This window comes from Ligilactobacillus aviarius, assembly GCF_001654615.1.
Lineage (GTDB): Bacteria > Bacillota > Bacilli > Lactobacillales > Lactobacillaceae > Ligilactobacillus > Ligilactobacillus aviarius_B.
The window spans coordinates 1-4,325 of record NZ_LWUD01000025.1; the positions used below are offsets into that span (position 1 = coordinate 1).

The window sequence follows — 4,325 nt, forward strand, 5'->3', positions numbered from 1 at the left end:
AATAATAACGACAGAATTAAGGTAAAACTAAAAGGACTGAGTCCTGTTCAATACAGAACTCAGTCCCAGGTTGCCTAGCTAATAAAGTGTCCAACTTTTAGGGTTCACTTCATTCAAGTCACTGACCTCTTTTATTATTAGTTTACAAATCTTAGTAAATTGTAACCTTATCGGCATTCATGTTTTCTTCTGTAAATTGAACGCTCTTCATTTCAAAGTCGTCGAAACGGTTGTAGTAGTATGTGTTTGTCTTGGTTGAGAAGCAACCTGTGTAAACAGTGTATTCATCTTTACCTTGTTCATTGATGACACTTCCATCAATCATTGCAACGGACTTCAAAATGTTGAAGAACTTAGCAACGTTTGCCTTTTCACCGTCAACTGTTGGGTAACTTGCATTTAAGTAAGCAACCTTTACGAACCGTGAAGCAGGGATGCTGTCGCCTGGTAAGCCTAAACTACCTGTCCCAACACCTAATGGACGAATTTCTTGACCGTTCCAGTCATGCGTTGTTGCATCGTTTGGTGTTAAACCTGCATAGTTGTTAAGGTTTGTCATGTGCCATGGATAATCAGGGTTGTTTGTCAAAACGCCAACGTGGTTATCATAAACCTTAAGGCCGTCCTTTGTTTGTTCAACAACAACTGATTCTTTCTTGTCGCTGATGATCCAGTGTAATGGAGCAACTGGCATTTGAGGTGCAAATGGAGCATCAACCAAGTTCAAGTTTGCTAAGCCTTTCTTAGCTTCTTCAACGGTGTCGAATTCTTCCATCAACCATAACATAAATTCGTATGGTGCCATGTTTGTCTTGCCGTCAACTGGGCCTTCTGTAAAGTGTGCATAGCGTGGGAAGTTTAATCCCGCAATCCCAAGACCGTTTTCGTTGATGCAGTCAAAGTACATTGGGTAGTCTCCAGCCATAATTCCCATTCCGATAATTGCCTTTGTTGTCTTTCCATCTTCCAAGAACTTGTATGGTAATTCATAGTTTCTTGGTGTTACGATAACCTTTTCGCCGTATGTTGATTCAACATCCAAGTTACGGCCGAAGTATAAATTACCTTCTGAATCATTAAAACGTAAACCTGTACACATAATAATGTCTCCCTTCAAAATTCACTTATCAACTATATGAATAGTTTATCATTCACTAAATTGAAAATTCTAATATTATGACTCGTATTTAAAGAATCATTAGTCTTAAAACAATAAGCCGTAGAATACAGCCTCATATCCTACGACTTACTGATTTTTAAAAATTAGTTGTTTTGTTTGTTCATTAAAGCTTTTTGCATGCCTTTGATCTTTACAACTGAAACGATCAAAAGAATGAATCCAACAACAACGCATGCCATCATTACATACCATGCAACGGTGAAGCTTGCCATGCCCTTGATGATTCCGAATAATGGAGCACCGATCGCAAAACCGATTGCGTATGCTAAACCAACGAGTCCAAGCATAACCCCTTCATCTTTAGAACCAAACAAGTCTTTAGCCATGAAAGCAGGACCTGACATGTAACTAAATACGGCTAAACCACAGAAGATTGCGTATGCAATTCCGGCAACTTTACTTGCGTGACTGCCGAATGGTTGGAAGCTGACGAAGATCATCATTCCGATTGATAATACGTACATTACAGCAGCGTATGTCATTGCTTTGGCAGTTCCTAATTTATCAAATAAGATTCCACCAGTAACGTTACCAATTAAGCAACCGAAGCCGTACATCATTCCGATTGTACCAACAACGCCGAAGCTTAACTTTGTATCCAAGAATGCAGCGTAGTCTTCGTTCAATGAAGCTAAACCAATTCCAATGATTAAGAAACCGATACTGAAGATCCAGAACCATGGCATCTTCATAACTTCTTTAGAAGTCCAGCCTTCGAATTCCTTAGCCTTTGCTTCTGCAGCAGCCTTCTTAGCTTCTTCAAGTTCAGCCTTTGTAGCAACGATTTCGTTGTCCTTAGGTGTCCGGATGAAGAATGTAATGATCAAACCAATTACAAATAATGCTGCGGCAAAAATAAAGAATGGAGCCATTGATTCAAGGTGACCAGTCTTTGTTCCACCAACCATGTACTTTGCTAAAATCTTTTGCGTAAATGGTTGTAAGAAAATATTACCAATTGACCCACCACAGAAAGCAACCCCTAAAGCAGTTCCACGGCCTTTACCTGGGAACCAGTGATTGATTACCCACGGAACACCTTGGCCTGAGAAGAATGTTGAACCGATCATACATAAAATCGCAGCACCGTAAAATTCTGGTAATTTTGAACTAATTCCAAAAATTACATATGCTAATGCTGAAATGATGATCCCTGCCATATACATTACTTTAAAGTTAACCTTAGCTAAACCTTTACCAATAAATGGTGAAGCAATCGAAGCTGCAACTGCACCAAATGTAAAGATCAAGGTGTATGATGCTAAGCTAAAGTGGAATGTATTAACAAGCGGGTGAACAAATAATGGTTGAATGTTTTGTGCAATCCCATAAGGAATGGCTTGCGTAAACATACAAAGGAAAATCATGAAATACTTATAAGCGTTACTTACAGGTTTCTTTTCGCTTACTGTATCCATAATGCAAACCCTCTTTCTAAAAATAAAAAATATAATTGCAATAAAACTTAATGGATATTTACATTTTGTCAAATTTATAATGATTTGATATTATCGAAATATCCTAAGTCCCATCTTTAACAAACGCTATTATTGCACAGTTACCGCGGAGCGTCAAAAATTAAGACTTGTTAAATTGATAAGTTTTAATTAATTTGTAACAATTATATTAAATTGTTCCGTTTGAAAGAGGTTACATATCGAACTATTATTTGATGAAATTATTTGTTTTTCAGTTTTAAAATAGTGACTTTTTCATTATTATAAGTTACTAAAATTCTTATGATAATTAAATGAATTGAAGGTTAATTATATTAACCCTTTTCTATTTAATGTAAGGATTCCATTAATTATTTTTGATATTCATTTTCTAATCATTTACCTTATCATGAATATTATTGCAATATTCAAAATTTACAGAGGTGGATAATATGAAAAGAATTGATGAAGAGACAACTCTTCCAGAATATTTTAAATTATGGATCAAATTGTACAAAGACGGCGCTGTTCGTGAAGTGACGTTAAGAAAATATTGGGAAACATATCGTTTTATTGAAAAGAATATTCCTCATTTAAAGCTTAAAAACGTAACCCGGGTTAAATATCAATAATTACTTAACTTATACGCTCAATCTCATGAACGTCAAACCGTAAAAGACTTCCATCATCAAATTAAAGCAGCCCTTTTAGACGCTTATGATGATGAATTAATAAAAAAGGATCCAACTCGAAGAATTGTAATTAAGGGAAAAAAACCAAAAAAGAAAAAAACTAAATTTCTTAATGAAAACGAACTAAAACTTCTCTTAAAACAGCTGAAAACCAATAAAAATGATCCAAGTCTCGATTGGTTAGTTTTATTGGTTGCTAAAACCGGACTGCGTTTTGCCGAGGCTTTAGGAGTCACTCCAAATGACTTCGATTTTGAAAATCAAACACTAACAATTAATAAAACATGGAATTATAAAGAAGCAAAAGGGGGATTTCAACCAACCAAAAATGAATCTTCAAACCGAAAAATTGCACTTGATTGGAAAACCTGTCTTCAATTCAATAACTTAATTCTTCATTTGAATCCTATTACTCCAATTTTTGTAAAAAAGAGAATTTATAATTCAACGGTTAATAATTTTCTTAGTAATAAATGTATTAAAGCTGGAATTCCTGAAATTTCAATTCATGGTCTTCGTCATACTCATGCATCTTTGCTTTTATATGCTGGAGTTTCAATCGCAGGAGTTTCAAAAAGATTAGGTCATGCCAGCATTACCACAACTGAAAACACATATTTACACATAATTAAAGAATTAGAAACTCAAGATAATACTTTAATTAAACAACATCTATCTCAACTCTGACAAAACAAAAAAGCTATGTTGATAATCAACATAGCTTTTAATTCGCACGGCAACTTCCTACCCTCGCAGGAGGCGTTCCTCCAACTACTATCGGCGTTTTGAAGCTTAACTTCTGTGTTCGGAATGGAAACAGGTGTATCCTTCAAGCCATCATCACCGCACTTATTTTATTCAAGAGAACCTTGTTCCCTCAAAACTAGATAATAATTCTTTCTACCTCGAACATCACGTTTCTTAACCTTTGGTTAAGTCCTCGACCGATTAGTAATGGTCCGCTCCATGCATCACTGCACTTCCACTTCCATCCTATCTACCTGATCATCTCTCAGG

Annotated in this window: 3 protein-coding genes, 2 rRNA genes and 1 pseudogene; 2 read left to right on the forward strand and 4 right to left on the reverse strand. The window is 35.7% G+C overall.

Features of this window, described 5'->3' with window-relative positions:
- Positions 1-78: IS3 family transposase (locus A3O17_RS07785; protein ID WP_155729652.1), on the forward strand; the 78-nt coding region annotated here is incomplete at its 5' end.
- 73 nt (positions 79-151) lie between these two features.
- Here A3O17_RS07785 and bsh read toward each other — a convergent pair.
- Positions 152-1,099 (reverse strand): choloylglycine hydrolase, encoded by a 948-nt coding sequence (gene bsh / locus A3O17_RS04790; protein WP_064213067.1) that lies wholly within the window; start codon positions 1,097-1,099, stop codon positions 152-154.
- Positions 1,100-1,263: 164 nt separating this feature from the next.
- The gene (locus A3O17_RS04795) at positions 1,264-2,598 is read right to left on the reverse strand and encodes a conjugated bile salt MFS transporter (RefSeq protein WP_064208227.1); all 1,335 of its coding nucleotides are present in this window, start codon (positions 2,596-2,598) and stop codon (positions 1,264-1,266) included.
- A 470-nt stretch (positions 2,599-3,068) separates the two neighbouring features.
- Between A3O17_RS04795 and A3O17_RS04800 the strand changes: the two are divergent.
- Positions 3,069-3,995 (forward strand): annotated as a pseudogene (locus tag A3O17_RS04800) (site-specific integrase).
- A 44-nt stretch (positions 3,996-4,039) separates the two neighbouring features.
- Here A3O17_RS04800 and rrf read toward each other — a convergent pair.
- Positions 4,040-4,156 (reverse strand): 5S ribosomal RNA (gene rrf / locus A3O17_RS04805).
- 80 nt (positions 4,157-4,236) lie between these two features.
- Positions 4,237-4,325: ribosomal RNA gene (locus A3O17_RS04810) — 23S ribosomal RNA — on the reverse strand; the annotation flags it as partial.

Excerpts from the sequence above, each read along its gene's own strand:
- bsh (WP_064213067.1), bottom strand. The coding sequence starts at position 1,099 with ATGTGTACAGGTTTACGTTTTAATGATTCAGAAGGTAATTTATACTTC.
- A3O17_RS04795 (WP_064208227.1), bottom strand. The coding sequence starts at position 2,598 with ATGGATACAGTAAGCGAAAAGAAACCTGTAAGTAACGCTTATAAGTAT.